This is a genomic window from Streptomyces sp. NPDC030809 (assembly GCF_055572195.1).
In genome coordinates this window covers 114,518-135,912 of the sequence record NZ_JBVIDV010000018.1, presented here as the reverse complement: position 1 = coordinate 135,912, position 21,395 = coordinate 114,518, and the positions used below count along the sequence as shown (strand labels likewise).

The 21,395-nt window shown below is 75.5% G+C and carries 17 protein-coding genes and 1 pseudogene; 11 read left to right on the top strand and 7 right to left on the bottom strand.

Annotated features, from left to right (window positions below):
- Nucleotides 1–6 precede the first annotated feature (6 nt).
- Together rfbC and ACZ407_RS23660 are read left to right on the top strand one after the other, a co-directional pair.
- Entirely contained in the window at nt 7–558 is a 552-nt protein-coding gene (rfbC, locus tag ACZ407_RS23665) for a dTDP-4-dehydrorhamnose 3,5-epimerase (RefSeq protein WP_468131341.1), read from the top strand.
- A gap of 7 nt (nt 559–565) precedes the next feature.
- The gene (locus tag ACZ407_RS23660; protein ID WP_468131339.1) at nt 566–1,891 is read left to right on the top strand and encodes a glutamate-1-semialdehyde 2,1-aminomutase; all 1,326 of its coding nucleotides are present in this window, start codon (nt 566–568) and stop codon (nt 1,889–1,891) included.
- A gap of 39 nt (nt 1,892–1,930) precedes the next feature.
- On the opposite strand, the gene ACZ407_RS23655 is transcribed toward ACZ407_RS23660, so the two are convergent.
- A complete protein-coding gene (locus ACZ407_RS23655; protein ID WP_468131337.1) occupies nt 1,931–2,614 on the bottom strand; it encodes a phosphatase PAP2 family protein in 684 nt (227 codons plus the stop codon).
- 867 nt (nt 2,615–3,481) lie between these two features.
- Here ACZ407_RS23655 and ACZ407_RS23650 point away from each other — a divergent pair.
- On the top strand, nt 3,482–4,600 hold the full coding sequence (locus ACZ407_RS23650) for a hypothetical protein (RefSeq protein ID WP_468131335.1): 1,119 nt from the start codon (nt 3,482–3,484) through the stop codon (nt 4,598–4,600).
- A 121-nt stretch (nt 4,601–4,721) separates the two neighbouring features.
- Here the strand turns inward: ACZ407_RS23650 and ACZ407_RS23645 are convergent, their stop codons facing one another.
- The 3 genes from ACZ407_RS23645 to ACZ407_RS23635 form a co-directional block, all read right to left on the bottom strand.
- Nucleotides 4,722–4,865, bottom strand: a complete 144-nt coding sequence (locus ACZ407_RS23645) for a hypothetical protein (RefSeq protein ID WP_468131333.1) — start codon at nt 4,863–4,865, stop codon at nt 4,722–4,724.
- A gap of 155 nt (nt 4,866–5,020) precedes the next feature.
- Nucleotides 5,021–6,622: a S8 family peptidase gene (locus tag ACZ407_RS23640; protein ID WP_468131331.1), complete on the bottom strand. Its 1,602-nt coding sequence runs from the start codon at nt 6,620–6,622 to the stop codon at nt 5,021–5,023.
- 260 nt (nt 6,623–6,882) lie between these two features.
- The gene (locus ACZ407_RS23635; protein WP_468131329.1) at nt 6,883–7,479 is read right to left on the bottom strand and encodes a hypothetical protein; all 597 of its coding nucleotides are present in this window, start codon (nt 7,477–7,479) and stop codon (nt 6,883–6,885) included.
- 212 nt (nt 7,480–7,691) lie between these two features.
- Between ACZ407_RS23635 and thpR the strand changes: the two are divergent.
- Both thpR and ACZ407_RS23625 read left to right on the top strand, forming a co-directional pair.
- Nucleotides 7,692–8,264 (top strand): annotated as a pseudogene (gene thpR / locus ACZ407_RS23630) (RNA 2',3'-cyclic phosphodiesterase); the annotation flags it as partial.
- Nucleotides 8,265–8,449: 185 nt separating this feature from the next.
- Nucleotides 8,450–9,337, top strand: coding sequence for a nuclease (locus tag ACZ407_RS23625; protein WP_468131461.1), 888 nt, complete (start codon nt 8,450–8,452; stop codon nt 9,335–9,337).
- A 258-nt stretch (nt 9,338–9,595) separates the two neighbouring features.
- Here the strand turns inward: ACZ407_RS23625 and ACZ407_RS23620 are convergent, their stop codons facing one another.
- Nucleotides 9,596–9,778 (bottom strand): CsbD family protein, encoded by a 183-nt coding sequence (locus ACZ407_RS23620; protein WP_468131327.1) that lies wholly within the window; start codon nt 9,776–9,778, stop codon nt 9,596–9,598.
- Between the two features lie 143 nt (nt 9,779–9,921).
- On the opposite strand from ACZ407_RS23620, the gene ACZ407_RS23615 reads away from it, so the two are divergent.
- The 3 genes from ACZ407_RS23615 (at nt 9,922) to ACZ407_RS23605 (ending at nt 15,548) form a co-directional block, all read left to right on the top strand.
- Nucleotides 9,922–11,025: a carboxylate-amine ligase gene (locus tag ACZ407_RS23615; protein ID WP_468131325.1), complete on the top strand. Its 1,104-nt coding sequence runs from the start codon at nt 9,922–9,924 to the stop codon at nt 11,023–11,025.
- 75 nt (nt 11,026–11,100) lie between these two features.
- Complete coding sequence (locus ACZ407_RS23610; protein WP_468131324.1) at nt 11,101–12,927, top strand: thiamine pyrophosphate-requiring protein; 1,827 nt, start codon at nt 11,101–11,103, stop codon at nt 12,925–12,927.
- 821 nt (nt 12,928–13,748) lie between these two features.
- A complete protein-coding gene (locus tag ACZ407_RS23605) occupies nt 13,749–15,548 on the top strand; it encodes a glycoside hydrolase family 15 protein (RefSeq protein ID WP_468131459.1) in 1,800 nt (599 codons plus the stop codon).
- Nucleotides 15,549–15,584: 36 nt separating this feature from the next.
- Here the strand turns inward: ACZ407_RS23605 and ACZ407_RS23600 are convergent, their stop codons facing one another.
- Nucleotides 15,585–16,145, bottom strand: coding sequence for a type 1 glutamine amidotransferase domain-containing protein (locus ACZ407_RS23600; RefSeq protein WP_468131457.1), 561 nt, complete (start codon nt 16,143–16,145; stop codon nt 15,585–15,587).
- 281 nt (nt 16,146–16,426) lie between these two features.
- Here ACZ407_RS23600 and ACZ407_RS23595 point away from each other — a divergent pair, with 281 nt between their 5' ends.
- The 3 genes from ACZ407_RS23595 (at nt 16,427) to ACZ407_RS23585 (ending at nt 20,764) form a co-directional block, all read left to right on the top strand.
- On the top strand, nt 16,427–17,803 hold the full coding sequence (locus ACZ407_RS23595; protein ID WP_468131322.1) for an MFS transporter: 1,377 nt from the start codon (nt 16,427–16,429) through the stop codon (nt 17,801–17,803).
- 412 nt (nt 17,804–18,215) lie between these two features.
- Nucleotides 18,216–19,553, top strand: coding sequence for an MFS transporter (locus ACZ407_RS23590; protein ID WP_468131320.1), 1,338 nt, complete (start codon nt 18,216–18,218; stop codon nt 19,551–19,553).
- Complete coding sequence (locus ACZ407_RS23585) at nt 19,550–20,764, top strand: anhydro-N-acetylmuramic acid kinase (RefSeq protein WP_468131318.1); 1,215 nt, start codon at nt 19,550–19,552, stop codon at nt 20,762–20,764. The genes ACZ407_RS23590 and ACZ407_RS23585 overlap by 4 nt, the downstream gene beginning before the upstream one ends.
- 21 nt (nt 20,765–20,785) lie before the next feature.
- Here ACZ407_RS23585 and ACZ407_RS23580 read toward each other — a convergent pair whose 3' ends face one another.
- On the bottom strand, nt 20,786–21,331 hold the full coding sequence (locus ACZ407_RS23580) for an SMI1/KNR4 family protein (protein ID WP_468131316.1): 546 nt from the start codon (nt 21,329–21,331) through the stop codon (nt 20,786–20,788).
- Nucleotides 21,332–21,395 lie beyond the last annotated feature (64 nt).

Genomic DNA, 21,395 nt, shown 5'->3' with positions numbered 1-21,395 from the left:
TCCGGAATGACAGCGACCGAAGCCCCGGCCATCGCCGGGGCGTACCTCTTCGAGCCGAAGCCGTTCGCCGACGAGCGCGGCTTCTTCTGCCGCACCTCGGACGCCGACCTGCTGCGCTCGGTGGGCCTCGACCCGCACGCCTTCGTCCAGGACAGCGTGTCCCGCTCGGTCCGGGGGGTGCTGCGCGGCCTGCACCTGCGCGCGGGCGCGGGGGAGGCGAAGCTCGTGCGGTGCTCGTACGGGAAGGTGTTCGACGTGGTCGTGGACCTGCGGCCCGGCTCGCCGACCTACCGCAACGTGGGCCTCTTCGAGCTCTCCGGCGAGACCCAGGTGACCCTGTACGTCCCCGCGGGCTGCGCCCACGGCTTCCAGGCGCTGACCGAGACCGCGGACGTGTCGTACCGGATCGACCGCCCGCACGATCCGTCCGAGGACGTGACGATCGCCTTCGACGACCCGGAGCTCGCCGTGCCCTGGCCGCTTCCGGTCACGTCCGTGTCCGAACGGGACCGGAAGGCGCCGAGCCTCGCCGAGGTCCTGCGACGGCGGGAGGGGTGAGGCGGGGATGACCACCGAAGAGTTCGGCCTGCCCCGGTCGCGGGCGGCCGGGGAGCGGCTGCACGCCCTGGTCCCCGGGGGCGCGCACACCTACGCCAAGGGGGACGACCAGTACCCCGAGGACCTGGCCCCGGTCATCAGCCACGGCCGCGGGGCCCACGTGTGGGACGTGGACGGAAACCGGTACGTGGAGTACGGCTCGGGCCTGCGGTCGGTGAGCCTGGGCCACGCCCATCCGCGGGTGCTGGAGGCGGTGCGGCGGGAACTGGACCGCGGCGGCAACTTCACCCGGCCGTCCGTGGTGGAGGTCGAGGCCGCCGAGCGGTTCCTGGCCACGGTGCCGACCGCCGAGATGGTGAAGTTCGCGAAGAACGGCTCGGACGCCACCACCGCCGCGGTGCGCCTGGCCCGTGCCGCCACCGGCCGGCCCCGGGTGGCCCTCTGCTCCGACCATCCCTTCTTCTCCGTGGACGACTGGTTCATCGGCACCACCGCGATGTCCGCCGGGATCCCGGCGGCGACCACCGAGCTCACCGTGGGCTTCCCGTACGGGGACCTGGCCGCCGCGGAGGAGCTGCTCGGGCGGTACCCGGACGAGGTCGCCTGCCTGGTCCTCGAACCCGCCGGGCAGACCGAGCCGCCGCCCGGCTACCTGGCCGGACTGCGCGAGCTGGCCGACCGGCACGGCTGCGTCCTGGTCTTCGACGAGATGATCACCGGGTTCCGCTGGTCCGAGGCGGGCGCCCAGGGGCTGTACGGGGTGGTCCCCGACCTGTCCGCCTTCGGGAAGGCCCTGGGCAACGGCTTCGCCGTCTCCGCCCTGGCCGGGCGCCGCGAGCTGATGGAGCGGGGCGGGCTGCGCCACTCCGGCGAGCGGGTGTTCCTGCTGTCCACCACGCACGGAGCGGAGACGCACGCGCTGGCCGCCGCCATGGCCGTGCAGGCCGTTTACGCCGAAGAGGGCGTCACGGCCCGGCTGCACGCCCTCGGCGAGCGGCTGGCCGCGGGGGTCCGCGAGGCCGCGGCGGCGGCGGGGGTCGGCGAGCACGTGCTCGTCCGGGGCCGCGCCAGCAACCTGGTGTACGCCACCCTCGACGGGCAGGGGCGGCCCTCGCAGGAGTACCGCACCCTGTTCCTGCGCAGCCTGCTCGCGGGCGGGGTGCTGGCCCCGTCCTTCGTGGTGAGCAGCGCCCTGACCGATGCCGACATCGACCACACGGTCGAGGCGGTGGCCCGGGCGTGCGCGGTGTACCGGAAGGCGCTGGACGGCGGGGATCCCACGCCCTGGATGGGCGGGCGGCCGGTGAAGCCCGTGTTCCGCCGCTTCTCGTGAGACGGGGCCGGGGGGGTCGCGCCGTGAGCTGAGGTGACGTCAGCGGGGCGGCCGCGGGCCGGTGCCGGGCATCCGGTCGACCAGCCACGCGGTCGCCGGTGTCACCGCCAGAGCGGTGCACCATCCGCCGAGGACGTCGGTCGGGTAGTGCGCGCCGAGCGCGACCTGAGCCCATCCCATGGCGGCCCCGGCGGCCAGCGCGGCCGCGAGCACGAGCAGGGTGCCGGCCGTCCGGCCGAGGCCGAGGCGGCCGGCCGCGAGCAGGGCCCCCGCGAGGGCGAGCGCGGTGAGGAAGGCGGTGTGCCCGCTCGGGTAGGAGAGGTACCCGCCGTTGATGGTGCGTCCCACCACGTACTTGAGCAGGGTGGTCGTGGCCACGGTGAGTCCGGCGCCGGCCACGACGAGCACCGCCGCGCGCGGCCGGCGCAGCAGCAGGCAGACCGCGGCCAGGGCGGCGATCAGCACCGCCGCTCCCGCGGGCTCCCCCAGGAAGTCGGCGGCCAGGGCGGCCTGCCGCCAGGCCGGGGGCCGGGTGCCGTCCACCGCCGCCCCGACCCGCTCGTCCACCGGACTGGGCCGGCCGGTGCCCGCGTACCGGATACCGAGGACGAGGACCACCAGCGCGGCGAGGGCGGCGGGCGGCCCGAGCCGGGCGGGCAGCAGCAGGGGCGGCAGCGCGGGCGCGGGCCGGGTCCGTAAGCGCGTTGCGGTCAGGCGATCCAAGGCGAGCCCCCCGTCGTGTCGGACGTCCGGCGGCCGCGGCCGGCCGACGGACACCCGCTCCCGGCCCGCGCGTTGCCGCGGGACCGGCTTCCGTCCGCCAGCCTAGCCAACGCTCCGGCCGTGGGCGCCTTCGGCCGGCGACGGCCGCGGGCCCGGCTGCGGTGGCCGTCGAGCACGTCCGTGCGCAGCAGGTGGCCGAAGCCGGCGGCCTCCAGGCGGAGTCCGAACTGCGCCTCGCCGATGCCGAGTCCGGCGGCGGTGGCACCGGGATGCCCGTGGGCGCGGGGGCGATGTGCGCGTGCCGCAGGGCCCGCTTGAGTGCGTTGCCGTACTTGACGGCGTCGAGGGCGAGGTCGGGCCGGGCATGGCGGCGTTGACGAAGAGCAGCACGTCGTCGGTCGCCGGCCCGAAGCCATTTCCCGGCGCGGGTTCCTGGACGCGCGGCCGCCGATCTGCGTATACGGGCTGGTGCACGTGCGGGGCCGGCCGCTCGGCCAGCCGGACGAGGAGCCCTGCGCATCACCGTCGATGCGGGAAGCACCGGTTGCCCCTCCCGCCGGGCCCGCCAGGCCGGCCGCCACCCCGCCGGGCAGCGCCGACGGGCCCCACGGGCCTGCGGGGGCCGCCGTAGGCCCGGGCCTTCGGCGGTGGACGGCTGCGCAGCGGCGCCGTCGGCAGGTGCCGGGGACGCCGGGAGCGGCGGCCGCCGAGTTCGTGTCGGGTGCCACGGGGCGCTGCGAACGGCCGTACGCTTCCCGCGGGCTCCGGTTGACCGGGTTTCACCGCCGTTGGGGGGATGCCGGGGCTCTTGCAGCTCGCGCGCGCCGGCGGGACGCCGTGCGCGCCCACGAAGACCTGGGGGGTCCCTTGAGCATGCACCTGTCCCTGCGCCGCGCACAGCAGCGGCACCACCGCGCCCCGTGGCGCCGGCGGCTGGCCGCGGCCCTGGCCGTGGCCGTGCTGGCCGTGGCCGCCGGCACCGCCTCCGCCGACGTAGGTCCGGACACCCCGCGCGGCTCGGTGGCCCTGTCCGGCCACGACCTGCGGTCCGACGCCGGGCCCACCTCCTGCTTCGCGAAGTCGAAGCCGAAGTGCGCGAGCCCGGACCCGAACGTGGCGTACAAGCTCTACAGCCGGGGTTCGACCAGCACGTGCACCTTCAGCGTGAAGACCACCTGGGGTGACGGCACCACGAGCAACCGCACCTTCGCGGGCGGCGCCGACGGAGCCGAGCTGGTCACGGTGACGCACAAGTACACCAAGCCGGCCCCGTTCCTCGCGCCGAAGACGTACGCCATCACGTGGGAGGTCACGGTCCCGTCGGGCCCGTGCAACCCCAACACGGGGACCCTCGCCTTCACCCGCACCTGTGATGCCAAGTCGCTGAGCGGGGCCGCGTGGGCCAAGCAGTTCCCGACGAAGAAGCGGACCTCGGACCTGGCGGACGGCTTCCGCCAGGACGTCGAGGCGTTCATGGGGGCCATGCGCCGTGCCGGCATCACCACGGACCCGGACCAGGTCGCGACCCGCCGGCCGGTGCAGCGGGCGTACATGATGCACTACGCCTACCAGATCACCCGCAAGGCGGTCTCCGCCGACAAGGCGCTGCCGTTCAAGCCCGTGGGCGCCCAGGAGCCCGTCAACATCTGCTGGCAGCACACCGACGAGAACGGCGCCTTCGACGCCAAGGCCTCCATCGCCGCCGCGGAGCGCCTCTACAAGGCCCTCGGGATCAGCCCGAACCTCAAGAAGCCGCCGTCGCCGAAGAGCCTGCACGTCCGGGGCCTCGCGATCGACATGCCCACCACCTGGTCCGCGCGCAGCATCACGATCACGGACGGGAACGGGCAGCGGGTGACGATCTCCAGTGGTCCGCGCAACGGGCTGAACAGCAAGCTGATGGCGGTGGGACGCACGTACGGGGTGATCCACTTCGCGTACCAGCCGTCCGACGACCCGGCCCACTGGTCGGTGAACGGCCACTGAACCCGCCCGCCCGGACGGCTGGTTCGGGCGGGGACACCTGGCTGAGGGAGCTGTCCGGACGGAGCCGTCCGGGCAGCTCCGGCGTGTTGGCGGTCCGTCAGGTCAGGCGGTCCCTCCCGGGCTATTCACCGGGGGCGCCGTACTCGCGCCAGTAATCCGTTTCGTCCTGCCACCAGGCCACGGAGCAGTCCAGGCACCGGTACCGCCACCGGTATTCGGCGGTCCGCCGGTCGACGGGCTGGGACAGGATCACTGCGGTGCTCACGCACTTGACGCACCGTACGCGCGGATTACGGAGAGACTTCACGTCAGCAGTGTCCCACTGGCGGGTCCGCACACGCGTGCGTCCCGGTACCGCGCGCGGTCGCGCGGCACCGGGACGCCAGTGGAGCGGCGCAGGGCCGCACCGGAGCAGCAGGATCAGAAGCGCAGCGTCCAGCTGTCGATGTAGCCCTGGAGGCCCGCCGCCGGGTCTTCCTTGAGGCGCAGCCGCCACTTGCCGTTCGCGGTCTCGGCGGAGGCGTTCACGGTCCAGATGCCGCCCAGGTCGGGCATGTCCCAGCGGGTGTCACTCAGGTTGAGCGGGTAGACGGTCCCGTCGGGGGCGACCAGTGCCGCGCTCGGGAAGCCCCACGCCGGGAACTTGGCGGAGACGGCCACTTCGAGGTTCTTCGGCGCGTTGCCGGTCAGCCCGGTGACGGTCACCGGCGAGTTGGCGGCGGTGCCGCCGTTGAAGGCGTAGTTGGCGCTGTTGGTGAACTTCTTCACGACCTTCTTCTGGGCCGTGGTGCCCACGTACAGCAGCCGGTTGGGCGAGTTGGCCCCCTTGTCCCAGATCCCCTCCGTCGTGGCGTTGGCCTTCAGCGCCTTGTCCACCTGCGCCGGGGTGGCCGTGCGGTGCGTCGAGAGGTAGAGGGCCGCGGCGCCCGCCACGTGCGGGGTGGCCATCGAGGTACCCGACTTGGTGTCGGAGGACTCGTTGTCCCACCAGACGGCCGAGGTGATGTCCGAGCCGGGCGCGAACAGGTCCACCGTGGCCCCGTAGTTGGAGAAGTCCGACCGCCGGTCGTCGCGCTGCGTGGCGCCGACCGTGATGGCGGTGGCCACCCGCGCCGGGGAGCGGGTCGAGGCGTCCTTGTTCTCGTTGCCCGCGGCGACCGCGTACGTGATGCCCTTGGCGATGGAGTTGCGGACGGCCGTGTCGAGCGCGGCGTTGGCGGCGCCGCCGAGGCTCATGTTGGCGACGGCCGGCTTGACGGCCTTCCGGGTCACCCAGTCGACGCCCGCGATGACCTGCGCGATGGTGCCGGAGCCGTTGGCGTCGAGCACCCGCACGGCGACGATCTTCGCCTTCTTGGCCACGCCGAACGTCGTACCGGCCACGGTGCCGGCCACGTGCGTGCCGTGCCCCTGCTCGTCCCACGCCGGGGTGCCCGGGGCGATCGCGTCGTAGCCGGAGCGGGCCCGGCCGCCGAAGTCGTGGTGGCTGAAGTTGACGCCGGTGTCGATGATGTACGCCGTGACCCCCGTGCCCGCGCTGGTCGGGTACGTGTACTTCTTGTCCTGGCCGGGCTTGCGCCGCCGGTCGATCCGGTCGAGCCCCCAGGACGGCGGGTTCGGCTGGGTGGTGTCGGCGTGGACCACACCGTCCTGGACGACCTGGGCCACGGCCGGGTCGGCGGCGAGCCGCCGGGCCTGCTGCGCGGTGAGCTCGGCGGAGTAGCCGTTGAGTGCCGAGTCGTAGGTGTGGCGGATCTTCCCGTGGTACCGCTCGACGACCGAACGGCCCGCGGGAGACTGGGACTTGGCGTGCGCCTGATTGAGGATCACGATGTAGCTGCCGGGGATGGTGCCCGGGGCCCCGGCGTTGGCCACGACCCCCTCCGGCTGCGGTGCGGCCGCCGTGGCGGTGGCGGCCGAACCGGCGGCCAGCAGCATCGCCGTGGCGAGCGCGAGTGCGGCGCCGCCGGGCCTGCGGCGCGGGCCGCGACCGGAAGCGGGCATGGCGGATCTGACCTGCATGATGTACTCCCCCCTGGGACCCCCTGCGGTCCCAACCCCGCAAGAGTGGCCGTTCACCCCCCGCGGGGGCAAGGGGAACCCGCGCGTAGCGGAAGGTTCAACTACCAGTCTTTTCAGGTGGGTTGACCGCCAGCCCCGAATTCACCGCGGTTCCCCGAAGGCACGGCGTAGGCCCGGCTCCGCACAGCGAATCAGTCGCCCGTCCGTGCGGGTCCGTCGATTTCTACGCCACCGGGGCGGGCGGGGCCGGGGCGGTGCGCTCAGGAGCGCCGGTAGCGCAGGAGGATGCCGAGGGCCTGGGACGGGGTGGTGCCGAGCGCCGCGGCCACGGCCTCGGTCGGCGCGCCCGAGTCCCACACCGCGTCGGCCGCTTCCTGGGCCATGTCCCCCGTGATCCGCTCCAGCATCGCGACCGCCTTCAGCGCCGCGAGCGGGGCATCGGCGGCGATGTCCTGGAGTTCGTCGGCCAGCCGGGTCAGCAGGGCGGCCAGCTGCTCGGGCAGGGCCACGGTCGTCTCGCGGACCACGGACAGGTGGGCGCTCCAGTCCGCGAACAGGCCCGCCGGCTCCACCCCGGCCTCGTACCGGCGCTCCCCGCCCATCGCCTCCCAGTCCAGCGGGTACTCGGCGACCCCGCGCCAGCCGCACGCGCAGGCCGCCCGGAGCCCTTCGGCCCGCGGGCGGCGGAACCTGCCGTCGTACACGGTCCAGCGGGTCGTGGAGTGCACCTCGGAGCCGCTGCCTATGTCGAAGTAGACGGGGCCGGGCTCGGTGCCGTCGGCCAGCACCACCCCCACCCGCCCCGCGTGCGCCTCGCCGAACTCGGCCGACACCCAGTCCCACTCCCCCACGGCCATCCCCTTCCCTCGTCCCCACCGGCCGCCGGCCCCGGCCCGCGGCGCGTTCCGCACCCAGACTGCCCAGCCCGCCACCCGCTTGCACCGTTGCGGGCGCCGGTGTCCGGGAACGGGCGCCCGTGTCCGGTAACGGGCGGTGGGCGGGGGCCGGACCCAGGGTGCGAAGATGGCGGGGCCCCTCCGACGACCCAGGTACTCAGGTACGAAGTTCCGTGAACGATCACATCCGGTCCGCGACCACCCGCGTGTTCATCGCCCTCGCCCCGCCCGACCCGGCGAAGGACGAGCTGGCGCACGCGCTGCGGCCCGCCTACGACGCGTACCCGCACATGCGCTGGAACCGGATCGAGGACTGGCACATCACCCTCGCCTTCCTCGGGGAGCTCCCGGCGGCCGCCGTGCCGCTGCTGCGCGCCCCGCTGGCCGCGCTCGCGGCCGCGCGCCGCCCCCTGGACCTGGACCTGCGCGGCGGCGGGCATTTCGACGAGCGGGTGCTGTGGAGCGCCATAGGCGGGGACCTGGACGGGCTGCACCTGCTGGCCGCCGAGGTCCGGGCGCTGGTGAGGGAGTGCGGCATCGGGTTCGAGGAGCGGGTGCTGCGCCCCCACCTGACGCTGGCCCGGGCCCGCCGCAACGACGCGTCCAGCGTGGTGGAGGCCGCGGCCGGCCTGGCCGGGTTCGCCGGGCAGGCCTGGCGGACGGAACGGCTGCACCTGGTGGGCAGCAACATCGGGCGCGGCCCGGGGCCCATCCGCTACCGGGACGTCGGGTCCTGGGGCTTCGGCGGCAGCCCGGTGGCGGCCCGTGCCACGGCCGGGTCGCACGCGGACACGCCCTCGGCGGTTCAGGTGAACTCGCAGGCCGAACGGGGTCGCGGCCCGGACGGGGCGGCGGGATCCGGCAGTCTGGGGGTGCTCGCGCCCTGACCGGGCCCCGACCCGCCTCATGCCACCGGGAGACTCGCGTGCCCATGCTGCTCATCAAGGGGACCTTCCAGATCATCGGCACCCAGCCCGACGGCGACACGGTGCACTTCCTGCCCGAGGACCCCGGCTTCTGGCGCGATGTGCCCGGCCAGAACCTCGTCAAGCGGAACCGGGTGGGCCGCGGCAAGATCCGGATGGACGGCATCGACGCCCTGGAGACCCACTACGAGGGGGTCGGCCCCAAGATGGTGGCCCAGCCGTCCGAGCTGGCCCTGGCCGCCCGGGACGAGCTGCTGTCCTGGCTGGGCTTCCGCGAGATCGAGATGGTCGAGGAGGGCGAGGAGAAGGGCAAGGTCACCGCCGCCGTCCCGGAGAGCGTCCCGGGTTTCGTGCTCGCGAGCGGGGCCGACCTCTTCGGCCGCTGCATCGCCATGGTGGGCCGCGGCGAGCTTCCGCCGCACACCAGGAGCGGGGACCTGATGGTCGTGAGCACCGCCCTGCTCCACGAGACGGCCAACCACCACCTGCTCGACCTCGGACTGGTCTACCCGACCTTCTACAGCAAGCTCCCCCGCGAGCTGCGCGAATGCATGGCCGAGACCGCCCGGCGGGCGCGCGGGGCGCAGCCGCCGAGGGGGGTGTGGGGGAAGGACGTGACCTTCAAGGACACCGGCGTGACGATCGAGAACCTGGAATCCATCACCGAGCAGCAGGTGATCCTCCCGAAGCTGTTCCGGCGCCTGGCCGACCACCTGCGCCTCTTCGGCCCCTCCCTGGCCTGCTTCCGCGCGTACCTGGCGGGCGGGGACGAGGAGGTGATCGTGCCGGGCCGGGAGGAGCCCCTGAAGGGGCTGCAGCACGTCCTCCAGATCACCGAGCACACGGTGCGCATGACCCGGCGGATCGAGGACATCGTCCTCGTGGAGAAGTAGCCCCGGACCGGACGGCACGGGCGAAGTCGCCCCGCCCGGCCGGTTCGGGCCCCTCGGGCCGGTTCCGGCGGGTCGGGCCTGTTCCGGCGGGGACTGACGTTCTGCCTGGTCAGGGGTTGGCGGCGGGGGGGGGGGGGGGGGGGGGGGGGGGGGGGCGTGGAGGGGGCGTAGTGATCGGTCCCCCCCTCCCCCCCCCCCCCCCCCCCCCCCCCCCCCCCCCCCCCCCCCCCCCCCCCCCGCCGTCCGGTCACCGTCCGGTCACCGGTCCTTGTCGGCCATCCTCTTCATCCGGGTCTTGGCGTCGGTCGCGGACTCCTCCATCCGTCCCTTGGCCTGGTCGCCCTTGCCCTTCATCTCCATGCCCTTGTCGCCGGTCATGTCGCCGACTTCTTCCTTGACCTTGCCCTTGACCTCGTCGGCCTTGCCCTTGAGCTTGCCCATGGCCCTGTCCCTTCGGGTATCGGGTTCCGGCAACGCGCAGCTACCCCGGATCCCGGATCCCATGCGGCCTTCCGGACCCCGGCCCGCGCGCTTGGACCGGCCCTGCGGGGGTAGGCGCAGGGTCCGGCACGAGGAGGCTTCCGATGAGCGTGCTCACGTTGGGCGTGGAGGAGGAGTTCCTGCTGGTCGACCGGGAGAGCCGGGGGCCCGCGGAACGCGCCCCCGCGGTCATCGCCGCCGCCGCCCGGGAGCTGGGCCCCCGGGTGCAGAGCGAGTTCTTCAACGCCCAGGTCGAGGTCTGCACCGAGCCCGCCGCCGACCTCGGGCGCCTCCGCAGCGACCTCGCGCACCTGCGCAGCACCGTGGGCGCGGCCGCCGAGGAGCAGGGCTGCCGGCTGGTGGCCACCGGCACCCCCGTGATCCCCCCGGCCCGCCCGCTGACCATCACCGACACCGACCGCTACCGCCGCATGGCCCGGCAGTTCGCCGCGATCGTGGGCGGCTACGACGGGCTGGTCTGCGGCTGCCACGTGCACGTGGGCGCCTTGGGCCGCGCCGAGGCCCTGGCACTGGCGAACCACATGCGGCCGTGGCTTCCCGTGGTGCAGTCCCTCGCGGGCAACTCCCCCTTCTCGCTCGGCCGGGACACCGGTTTCGAGAGCTGGCGGTTCATGGAGTTCTCCCGCTGGCCCACCGTCGGCCCCGCCCCCGTGCTGCAGGAACCGCAGTACGAGGCGTACGTCGGTGCCCTGGTGGAGAAGCGGATCCTCATGGACCGCCGGATGGTCTACTGGTACGCCCGGCCCTCCGAGCACTGCCCCACGCTGGAGATCCGCGTGGCCGACGTCAACGCCGAGCTGGACACGGTGGTCCTCCTCGCGGCCCTGATCCGCGGGCTGGCGGCCGGCCTCCTGGCCACGGAGGTGGCCGAGGGCGTGCCCCCGCCGCACGTGCCCGAGCACCGGCTGCGGGCCGCGCACGGGCTGGCCGCCGCGCACGGCCGGGCGGGGTTCGGCCTGGACCCGGTCACGGGCGAACGCACGCCCGCCGAGGAACTCGTCGACCGGCTCTTCGCCCGCGCCGCCCCCGGCCTCGAAGCCACCGGCGACCTGGCCCTGGCCAGGGACCTGCTGGAGCAGCTGCGCAGCGGCGGCAGCGGCGCGGCCCGCCAGCGCGCGGCCCTGCACCGCCACGGCCGCCTGACGGACGTGGTGGACGCCCTCGCGACGGCCACGACCACCGTGTGAGGCGTGCGGCCGGACAGGCCGCCCGGCGGGGGCGCGCACCGGCCGGGCGGGACGAGCGCGACGAAGGAGCGGTTCATGAGCACGGCACAGGTGTCGGACCACGTCCTGGAGCGGCTGCGGCACTGGGGCGTCACCCACGTCTTCGGCTATCCCGGGGACGGGATCGACGGGCTGCTGTCGGCCTGGGAGCGGGCGGGTGACCGGCCGCGGTTCATCCAGGCCCGCCACGAGGAGATGGCCGCGTTCGAGGCGGTGGGCTACGCCAAGTTCGCGGGCCGGACCGGGGTGTGCGTGGCGACGTCCGGCCCGGGCGCCGTGCACCTCCTGAACGGGCTGTACGACGCGAAGCTGGACCACGTGCCGGTGGTCGCCCTGGTCGGGCAGACCGACCGGAGCGCGATGGGCGGCTCGTACCAGCAGGAAGTGGACCTGCACAGCCTGTTCAAGGACGTGGCGGGTGCCTATCTGGAGACCGTCAACGTGCCCGAGCAGCTGCCGAACGTGCTGGACCGCGCCTTCCGGGCGGCCCGGGCCCGCCGGGCCCCGGCCGCGGTGATCATCCCGGCCGACGTGCAGGAACTGCCGTACGAGCCGCCGGCGCACGCCCACAAGATGGTGCCGTCCAGCCGTGACGCGAGCGGCTGGGCGCCGGTGCCGGACGACGGGGCGCTCGCCCGGGCCGCGGACCTGCTCGACTCCGGCGAGCGGGTGGCGATGCTGATCGGGCAGGGCGCGGCGGGCGCCGCCGACGAGGTCCGGGCCGTCGCCGAGCTGCTGGGCGCCGGGGTGGCGAAGGCGCTGCTCGGGCTGGACGCGCTCACCGACGAACTGCCGTACGTGACCGGCGCGATCGGGCTGCTGGGGACCCGGCCGAGCTACGAGCTGATGAGGGACTGCGACACCCTGCTGACGGTCGGGTCGAACTTCCCGTACTCGGAGTTCCTGCCGGAGTACGGGCGGGCGCGCGGGGTGCAGATCGACATCGACCCGCAGCTGGTGGGCCTGCGCTACCCGTACGAGGTCAATCTGGTCGGCGATGCGGCGGCCACGCTGCGCCGGCTCCTGCCGCTGCTGACCCGCAAGGAGGACCGGAGCTGGCAGCGGCAGGTGGCGGCCGGGGTGCGGCGCTGGCGCAAGGTCATGGCGGGCCGGGCCGCCCTGGCGGCCGATCCCGTCAACCCCGAGCACGTGGCCCGCGCCCTGGACCCGCTGCTTCCGGAGGACGCCATGATCTGCGTGGACTCCGGCTCGGTGGCCACCTGGTACGCCCGGCACCTGACGATGCGCGGTGCCATGCGCGGATCGCTCTCGGGCACCCTGGCCACGATGGGCAGCGCGGTGCCCTATGCGATCGGGGCCAAGTTCGCCCGCCCGGGCCGGCCGGCGATCGCGCTGGTGGGCGACGGGGCCATGCAGATGAACGGGCTGGCCGAGCTGGTGACGGTGGCCAAGTACGCGGACCGGTGGGACGATCCCCGGCTGGTGGTCGCGGTGTGGAACAACCACGACCTCAACCAGGTCAGCTGGGAGCTGCGGGCGATGGGCGGCTCCCCGCCCTTCGAGGCCTCCCAGTCGCTGCCCGACGTGCCCTACGCGGACTTCGCGCGCTCGCTGGGCATGGACGGCATCCGGGTGACGGATCCGGACCGGGTCGAGGACGCCTGGCGCACGGCGCTGGCGGCGGAGGGACCGACGGTGCTGGACTTCCGCACCGACCCGGCGGTCCCGCCGATCCCGCCGCACGCCACCTGGGAGCAGGTCGAGGCGACGCTCGCCTCCCTGGCCCGCTCCGACGGCGGCGGCCGCGCCCACCTGCTCACCCAGGGCCTGAAGGCCAAGGCCCAAGAACTCCTCCCAGGCCTCCTCACCTCCCCCACCCGTCCGCCCCACCGAAACCGATGACCGCCGGGCGGGGGCAGCGCCCTGCGGGACCGGTGATCGCCGGACGGGCGCGGGCCCAACGGGACCGGTGACCGCCCGGCGGGGAGCGGCGCCCTGCGCGACCGGCGACCGCCGGGCGGGGGGCAGCGCCCTGCGCGACCGGTGACCGCCCGGCGGGGAGCGGCGCCCTGCACGACCGGCGACCGCCCGGCGGGGAGCGGCGCCCTGCACGACCGGCGACCGCCCGGCGGGGAGCGGCGCCCTGCACGACCGGCGACCGCCCGGCGGGCACGGGCACAACAGGACCGGTGACCGCTGCGAGGGCCCGCGGAAATCCCGCCGCCGCCAGCGCCGCGGCGGGTCCGCCACGCCTCCGCCCGGGTGCCGCGAACCCAGCCCCGCGAAATCCAGCCCCGCCGGCGATTGAGGCGCAGGGCCCGGGGCAGAGCCCCGAACCGGAAACCCCGCCCCTCACGAAATCCGGCCCAGCCAAAACCAGCCCCGCCAAAACCAGCCCCGCCGGCGATTGAGGCGCGGGGCCCAGGGCACAGCCCCGAACCAGAAACCCCGCCCCACCAAACCCGGCCCCGCGAAATCCAGCCCCGCCGGCGATTGAGGCGCAGGGCCCGGGGCAGAGCCCCGAACCGGAGACTCCGCCGCCCACGACATCCGGCCCCGCCAAAACCAGCCCCGCCGGCGATTGAGGCGCAGGGTCCGGGGCAGAGCCCCGAGCCCGGTGCCCGGCCGGGCACCGGCCCGCCAGGGCACGGCATCAGCCCCCGCCCAGCGGGTAGACGCGGCACGGACGAGAGGAGAGGACCACGGAACGCCGCCGTTGCACGCTGCCCGACCCCGCCCTCCGGCACACACCCCGCCCGCTGCGCGACTACGTCCTCCTCGCCGACGGCGAGCGCGGCGCCCTGGTCGGCCCCGCCGGAGACGCCGTGTGGCTGTGCGTCCCCGGCTGGGACGACCCGGCCGTGTTCGCGGAGCTGATCGGCGGCGCAGGCGCCTTCGAGGTGTGTCCCGACGAGCCCTGGCGGGTGTCGGCCGGCGCCTACACGGACGGCTCCCTGATCTGGACCACCCGCTGGACCCTCCCCGGCGGGGTCGCCGAGTGCCGCGAGGCCCTCGCGGCCCCGCCCGACCCGCACCGCGCGGTCCTGCTCCGCCGCATCCGCGCAGTCCGCGGCCCCGCCCGGTTCCGGATCCGGCTGAGCGTCCGCGGCGGCTACGGAAGCGATCCGCCACCGCGGTTCCACAGCACCGGCGGAGGCCTGTGGGAGGGGACGGACGGCCTGCTCAGAGTGAGGCTGCGCGGCCTTCCGGGGGCTTCCGCCGGCCCGGGCCCCGACGGCGAACTCCGCGCCCTGGTCCACGTACCGGAAGGCGCGCACCACGATCTGGTCCTGGAGCTGTCGGACCGCCCCCTGGACCCCCCGGTCCCCCCGGACGGGGCCTGGCGGCGGACGGAGGAGTTCTGGGCCGCGGCCGTACCCGCCTGCACGGACCTGACGGCGGCCCGGGACGCCCGCCAGGCGTACGCCGTGGCCACCGGGCTCACCAGCCCCCGCACGGGCGCGATGGTGGCGGCAGCGACCACCTCGCTCCCCGAGCACGCCGGTTCGGACCGCGACTACGACTACCGGTACGCCTGGCTCCGCGACCAGTGCTACACCGGCCTCGCGGTGGCCGAGCACGGCCCGCACCGGCTGACCGACGAGGCGGTACGGGTGGCCACGGCGCGGGTGCTGGCGGACGGGCCGGCGCTGCGGCCGGCGTACCGGACCGACGGCTCCCCGGTCCCGCCGGAACGGACCCTGCCGCTGTGCGGCTATCCGGGCGCGGCGGACCGGATCGGCAACCGGGCCGGCTCCCAGTTCCAACTGGACACCTTCGGCGAGGTGCTGGAGCTCCTCGCGGCCGCGGCCCGGCAGGACCGCCTCGACTCCGACGGGCGGCGGGCCGTCGCGGTGGCGGTGGCGGCCCTGGAGGAGAACTGGGACAGTCCGGACTCGGGGCTGTGGGAGCTGGAGCCGGCCTGGTGGACGCACTCCCGGCTGGCCGCCGTCACGGGGCTGCGGGCGGTGGCCCGCGAGGTGGGCGGGCCGGACGCGGGCCGGTGGGCGGAACTGGCGGACGCGGTGCTGCGCGAGGCGCGCCGGCGGTGCCTGCACCCCTCGGGCCGCTGGCAGCGCTCGGCCTCCGACCCCGGCCCGGACGCCGCCCTGCTGCGCCCCCTGACCTCGGCGTACTGGCCGACCGGGGACCCGGCTTCGGCCGCGACCCGGCTGGCGGTGGAGCGCGAACTCGCCGAGGACGGCTTCGTGTACCGCTTCGCCTGTACGGGCGGCACTCGCGGCACGGACCGCCCGAGCAGCCTGGGCGGCGCCGAGGGCGCGTTCCTCCTGTGCGGGTTCCTGATGTCCGAGGCCTGCCTCGCGGAGGGGCGGGAGGTGGCCGCCGCCCGCTGGTTCGAACGCTCGCGCACGGCGGCCGGCTCGGCGGGCCTGTTCGCGGAGGAGTACGACACGGCGCAGCGCCAGTTGCGCGGCAACCTCCCGCAGGCGTTCGTCCACGCACTGCTCCTGGAAAACGCCGTACGGCTCACGCACGCGCCGGACCGGCCGGGGCGCGCGTGAGCAGTGCGCACGCGAGCGGCCTCCCGCCGCCGGGCCTCACGCCGCGCGGGCCTCCCCCCGCTCCCCCGCCCCGAACTCCTCGACCAGCGCGGCGCAGAACGCCTCCAGGTCATCCGGCTTCCGGCTCGTGACGAGGGTGCCCGGGGCGGCCCGGCAGACGTGCACCTTCTCGTCCACCCAGGTGCCGCCCGCGTTGCGGATGTCCGTGGCCAGGCTGGGCCAAGAGGTCAGTGTCCGGCCGCGCACCATGTCGGCCTCGATCAGGGTCCAGGGCGCGTGGCAGATCGCCGCGACCGGTCGGCCCATGCCGAAGAAGTGCCGGGCGAAGCCGACCGCCCGCTCGTCGAGGCGCAGGGCGTCCGGGTTGGCCACCCCGCCAGGCAGGACCAGTGCGTCGAACTCCTCGGCCGGGGTCTCGGCGGCCAGGTCGTCCACGGGGAAGGTGTCCCCCTTGTCCAAGTGGTGGAAGGCCTGCACCCGTCCCGGCCGGGTGGAGACGAGCCGCGGCTCCCAGCCCGCTTCGCGCACGGCCTGCCAGGGCTTCTCCAGTTCCACCTGTTCGACGCCTTCGGGAGCCATCAGGAACGCCACCCGCATGTCGATCACGTCCTCGTCGTCGTCGGCTGCTGTCCGGACCGGGCGCGCCGGACGCGCGCACCTCCCCGTTCCCCGCACCTGCCCGCCGCCGGGCCCGTCATGTCACCGCGCGAGCCGGTCCGGCAACCGGGCGGACTCGCGATGCCTGCGGGCCCTCGGGCGCAAGGCTGCGCGGCCCGCCGCGCTGAGCCCCCGCCGGGCGGGGCCTGAGTGCGGCGCGGGGCAGCGGCTACGGCAGTTGCCCGATCCGGGCGGCCCGCCTCACGCCCGACGATCGGCCGGTGAACACATGGACGTTGAAACGGGTCCTGCGGGACCGCAATGCAGGGCTCTACCTCTCCGGGGTGGCGGTCTCGGGCTTCGGCACGACCGCGATGTGGCTGGTCTCCGGTGTCTGGGTGAAGACCCTGACCGGGTCGGACGGCCTCGCGGCACTGACCGCCTTCGCGATGTGGGTGCCCGTGCTCGCCGGGCCCGCGCTGGGCGCCCTGGCCGACCGCTTCCCCCGGCGGCCCCTGCTCGTCGCGGTCGGCGCGGGCATGGCCGCCGTGCTGCCCTGCCTGCTCCTGATGGACTCCGCGGACCGGGTGTGGCTGCTGTTCGCCGTCCTGGTCCTCTACGGAACCGCCGGGACACTGGCGGACGCGGCCGGGGCGGCGCTGCTGCCGCAGGTGGTGGAAAAGCGGCTCCTCGGCGACTTCAACGGACTGCGGGCAGCGGCCGACGAGAGCATGAAGCTCGTGGCCCCGGTGGCCGGTGCGGCGCTCTTCACCCGGTTCGGGGGCGGTTCGGTGGCCCTCCTCGACGCGGCGACCTTCGCCTTGTCGGCGGGCATCTTCACGCTGCTCCGCATCCACGGGGAGCAGGAACCGGAGCCGGGTCCGGGGCCGGGGGCTGCGGCCGAGCCGGGAACCGGCCGGGTCCGTGAGGGGGCCCGCCTCCTGTGGCACTCACCCGCCCTGCGCCCGCTGGTGCTCGCCGCCTCGGCGACCATGCTGCTGGCCGGGCTGAACGGGGCCTTCGTCTACGCCGTCGCGGACGACGTGCTGCGCCGGACGCCCGCCTGGGTGGGGGTGCTGTACGCGGTCCAGGGTGCAGGCTCGGTCCTGGGCGGGCTCGCGACGGGCCCGCTGCTGCGGCGGGTGCCCGAGCGGCTGTTCGCCGCCGCCGCGGTGGCCGCCTTCGCGGTGGGCGCCGGGCTGCGGGCACTGCCGTACGATGCCGCCGCGGCCGGCGGAAGCGCGCTGATCGGCGCCGGTCTGCCGGCGGTGATCGTCACCGCCATGACGGCGGTCCAGCGGGAGACCCCGAACGCCGTCCTGGGCCGCACGGCCGCCACGGCGGGCACCCTGATCATGGCCCCGAACGCGGTGGCCCTGGCCCTCGGCGCCGCCCTCGTCTCCCTGCTCGACGTACGCATCCTGCTGCCCGCCCTCGCAGCGGCCGGCCTGTGCACGGCTGCAACCCTGACCACCGGGCCCCGCCGGCAAACAGCCACGAAGCCGGTCCCGACCCCCGGCACGGCCCCGGATCCCGCACCGGCGCCCGATCCCGAAACGGAGCCCGGTACGCGGCCGGAGCCGGAGGCCGTGCCGACCACGGAACCAGAGCCCGTGCGGCCCGGTACGGGGTCGGACTCCGGGCGCCCGTCGAGCTGAGTGCCGGGCCGGACCCCGGACGCACGACGGCCCCCGTGCCGGCCCGCGGGCCGGAAAGCCGGGGCCGGCGGGCCGGAAGCCGGGAGCCGCTGCGGGGCCAGGGGCCGGAGGCCGGAGCCGGAATGGCGGCCCCCGAGCAGAGGGGACCAGGCCCCGGAACAGCCGTCCGGAAGGCGGCCGGGACGGCCTGCGGGCGCGGCCCCGAAGCCCCAGGGCACCCGAAGCCGTAGCCCCCGGAGTCGCGGGGGCGGCCTCGGGCGGGCGGCCCCGGATCCGTGTCGGCCCAGAGCCTCCCCCGGCGCGGGCGGCCGGGGACGGGGTCACGACCTGCCGTGGTGCCCGGGGCAGGGCCGCCAGGGGGAACGGGTGGAGCGGCTGGTTCCGGGGTGGGGGCGGCGGGAAGCCTCGCGGGGTGACGACCTCCGTTCTGTCCCCCGCCGGGGCGGTGACGCCGACGGCCCGGCGAGCCCTGTGCGCGGGCGCCGTGGGCAACCTCGTCGAGTGGTACGAGTTCGGCGTGTACGGCTGCCTCGCCCCGGTCATCGCCGCCGCCTTCTTCTCCCCCGGCCCCGCCTCCGGTCCGGGCGGCCCGGCGGCGGGGGCCGGCCCGCTGGTCGCCACGTATGCGGCGTTCGCGCTCGCCTTCTTCTTCCGCCCGCTCGGCGCGCTGCTCTTCGGCCGGCTCGGGGACCGCGCGGGGCGCCGACCGGCGCTCCTGGCCTCCCTCGGACTGATGACCGCGGCCACCGCCGGCATCGGCCTGCTGCCCGGGTACGCGACGGCCGGGGCCGCGGCCCCGGTGCTGCTCACGGCCCTGCGGGCCCTGCAAGGGCTTTCTGCGGGCGGGGAGTTCGGCGGGGCGGTGGCGGTGCTGACGGAGTTCGCCCCGCCCGGCCGCCGCGGCCGCTACGGCTCCTGGCAGTCCTGCACCGTCGCCCTCGGGCTGCTGGCGGGCGCGGGCACCGCGGCCGCCCTGGCCGCGCTGCTGCCGGAGGCGGCCCTGTACGCATGGGGTTGGCGGGTGTGCTTCCTGCTCGCCCTGCCCCTGGGTCTGCTCGCGCTGGGCCTGCGGTTGCGGCTGGCGGAATCGCCCGCATTCCGGCCCACGGCATCGGAGGCCCGGTCCCGGCCGCCGGACCCGCCGGAGGTCCCGCGCCGGGAACTGCTCACCGCCGTCGTCCTCGGCGCGGGCCGGATCGTCGGCTGGTCCGGTGCCGGGTACGCCTTCCTCGTGGTCCTGCCCTCGTACCTCCACGGCACGCTCGGCACCTCGTACCGCGGCGCCCTGCTGGCGGCGGTCCTCGCCAACCTCGGCTTCGCGGCGGCGCTCGTACCGGCCGGTTCGCTCAGCGACCGGCTGGGGCGGCGGACGGTGATGCTCACCGGCAGCGTGCTGGTGATGGTGCTGGCCGTCCCGCTGTTCGCCCTGCTCCGCGAACCCGGCGCACCGGCCGCCGCCAAAGCCGCCGCGGTGCTCGTCGCCGGGGCCCTGGTGGGCCTGCTCGCGGGACCCGGTCCGGCGATGCTCGCCGAGATGTTCCCGGCCCGCACCCGCTGCACGGCCCTGGGACTCGCGTACGCCCTGGCCAACGCGGTGTTCGCGGGCTGCGCGGGGCTGGTCGTCACCCGCCTCACGCAGGTGACGGGCCGCACCGACATCCCGGCCCTGTACGCGGCGGGAGCCTGCGCCCTCGGCCTGCCGGCCCTGTGGACCCTGCGCTCCGACGACCACCGCAGGCCCCTGCGGTGAGGGTCGTCGGGCTGATGTCGGGGACCTCGTACGACGCGATCGACGCCGCGGCCGCCGACCTGGTGATCGAGGACGGCCTGCTGCGCCTCACCCCGCTCGGCGCGATCGGCCGGCCGTATCCGCCTGAGCTGCGGGACGCCCTCGCCCGTGCGCTGCCGCCGGCCGCGGTGACGATGGCCGACGTCTGCCGCCTGGACACGTGGATCGGCCAGGCCTTCGGCGCACTGGCCCGCCGGGCGGACCTCGAACTGTGCGGGGGCCGGGCCGAGTTGATCGCCTCCCACGGCCAGACCGTCTTCCACTGGGCCGAGGGCGGCCGGGTGCACGGCACCCTCCAGATCGGGCAGCCCGCCTGGATCGCGGAGGCCACCGGCTGCCCGGTCGTCTCCGATTTCCGGCCCCGCGACGTGGCGGCGGGCGGTCAGGGCGCACCGCTGGTGGGCCTCGTGGACCTGATGTGGCTGCGGGGCCGCCCCGGGCGGCCCGTCGCCCTGAACATCGGCGGGATCGCCAACCTCACGGCGGTACGGCCGGACGGCACGGCGGTGGCCTTCGACACCGGCCCCGGAAACGCCCTGATCGACGCGGCCGTACACGAACTCACCGGCGGGCGCCTCGCGTTCGACGCCGAGGGTCGGCTCGCCGCGGCGGGGACCGTCCACGAGCCGCTGCTCGCCCGGCTGCTGGCCGAGCCGTACTACCGGCTGCCGGCGCCCCGTACGACCGGCAAGGAGCTCTTCAACGCGGCGTACGTGCGCACGGCCCTGGCAGGGGCGGGACTCGGGGCCGACGGAGGCCCGGCCGGAGCGGCCGGGGTCGTGGCCACGCTCACCCTGCTGACGGCCCGGACGATCGCGGATGCGGTGCGGCCGCTGGGCGCCACGGAGCTGGTCGTCTCGGGCGGCGGCACCCGCAACCCGGTCCTGATGGCGCTGCTCCGCCGGGAGCTGGGCGGCATCCCGGTGGTCCCCTCGGACGGCCTCGGCCTGCCCGCCCAGGCCAAGGAGGCGTACGCCTTCGCGGTGCTCGGCTTCCTCAGCGCACTCGGGCTGCCCGCCAACGCGCCGGACTGCACGGGTGCTTCGGGTCCGCGCGTCCTCGGCTCCCTCACCCCGGGCACCCGCCCGCTGCACCCGTTCCCGTTCCCGTCCCTGCTCCCCCTTCCGCTCCCGCCCACGGCGCCGGTCGGGCTCGTCATCACCCCCCGGTGAACCCGGCCGCTGCGCACCCGGTCAGCGGCAGAGCGCGAAGACCGTGTCCTCGAAGTCGGGGAACTCGGCGGCCGCCGCCGCAATCAGCTCCGCCGCAGGGCGGCGCCCGTCCGGCGCGTACCGCTCGGCCATCTCCGTCAGCACCGGATGCGGGCGGCCGACGCGCTCCGGGTACTGGACGGCCTCGTAGGGGCCGCCGCCGTCGGCCAGCAGCCACAGGTACGCGGCGAGGTTCTGGGCCACGAGCCCCGTCTCCCCCTCGGAGCCGAGGAAGACCACCGGCTGCTCGACGAGCGGCCGGCCCTCCCGGACCAGCCAGAAGGCCGCGTACCCGCCCGACCCGTCCTGGCCGAACACCCGGAACCCGCCGCCGTCGAGCTCACTGTTGCCGGTCCAGGCCCGGAACCACTCGGTGGTCTCCTCCGGGGACATGAACTCCTCGAAGGGCGCGTAGTCGATGCACCCCTCGTCCTCGCCGTAGGGGAAGGCGACCCCGGCCACCGCCCGCAGGGCGGCCGGCAGGGCGTTCGGGCGGTTCTTCTGGTTCTCGCACGCTTGTCCGGTCACAGGTGCAGGCTATTCGGGGGGTCTGACAACGCCCGCCCGGCCCGGCCCGCCGTCGGGCCCACCG

Bases quoted from the DNA above. Each gene is read 5' to 3' on its own strand.
- rfbC (WP_468131341.1), top strand. From the start codon at position 7: ATGACAGCGACCGAAGCCCCGGCCATCGCCGGGGCGTACCTCTTCGAG.
- ACZ407_RS23660 (WP_468131339.1), top strand. From the start codon at position 566: ATGACCACCGAAGAGTTCGGCCTGCCCCGGTCGCGGGCGGCCGGGGAG.
- ACZ407_RS23640 (WP_468131331.1), bottom strand. From the start codon at position 6,622: ATGCAGGTCAGATCCGCCATGCCCGCTTCCGGTCGCGGCCCGCGCCGC.
- ACZ407_RS23635 (WP_468131329.1), bottom strand. From the start codon at position 7,479: ATGGCCGTGGGGGAGTGGGACTGGGTGTCGGCCGAGTTCGGCGAGGCG.
- ACZ407_RS23625 (WP_468131461.1), top strand. From the start codon at position 8,450: ATGCTGCTCATCAAGGGGACCTTCCAGATCATCGGCACCCAGCCCGAC.
- ACZ407_RS23620 (WP_468131327.1), bottom strand. From the start codon at position 9,778: ATGGGCAAGCTCAAGGGCAAGGCCGACGAGGTCAAGGGCAAGGTCAAG.
- ACZ407_RS23615 (WP_468131325.1), top strand. From the start codon at position 9,922: ATGAGCGTGCTCACGTTGGGCGTGGAGGAGGAGTTCCTGCTGGTCGAC.
- ACZ407_RS23610 (WP_468131324.1), top strand. From the start codon at position 11,101: ATGAGCACGGCACAGGTGTCGGACCACGTCCTGGAGCGGCTGCGGCAC.
- ACZ407_RS23600 (WP_468131457.1), bottom strand. From the start codon at position 16,145: ATGCGGGTGGCGTTCCTGATGGCTCCCGAAGGCGTCGAACAGGTGGAA.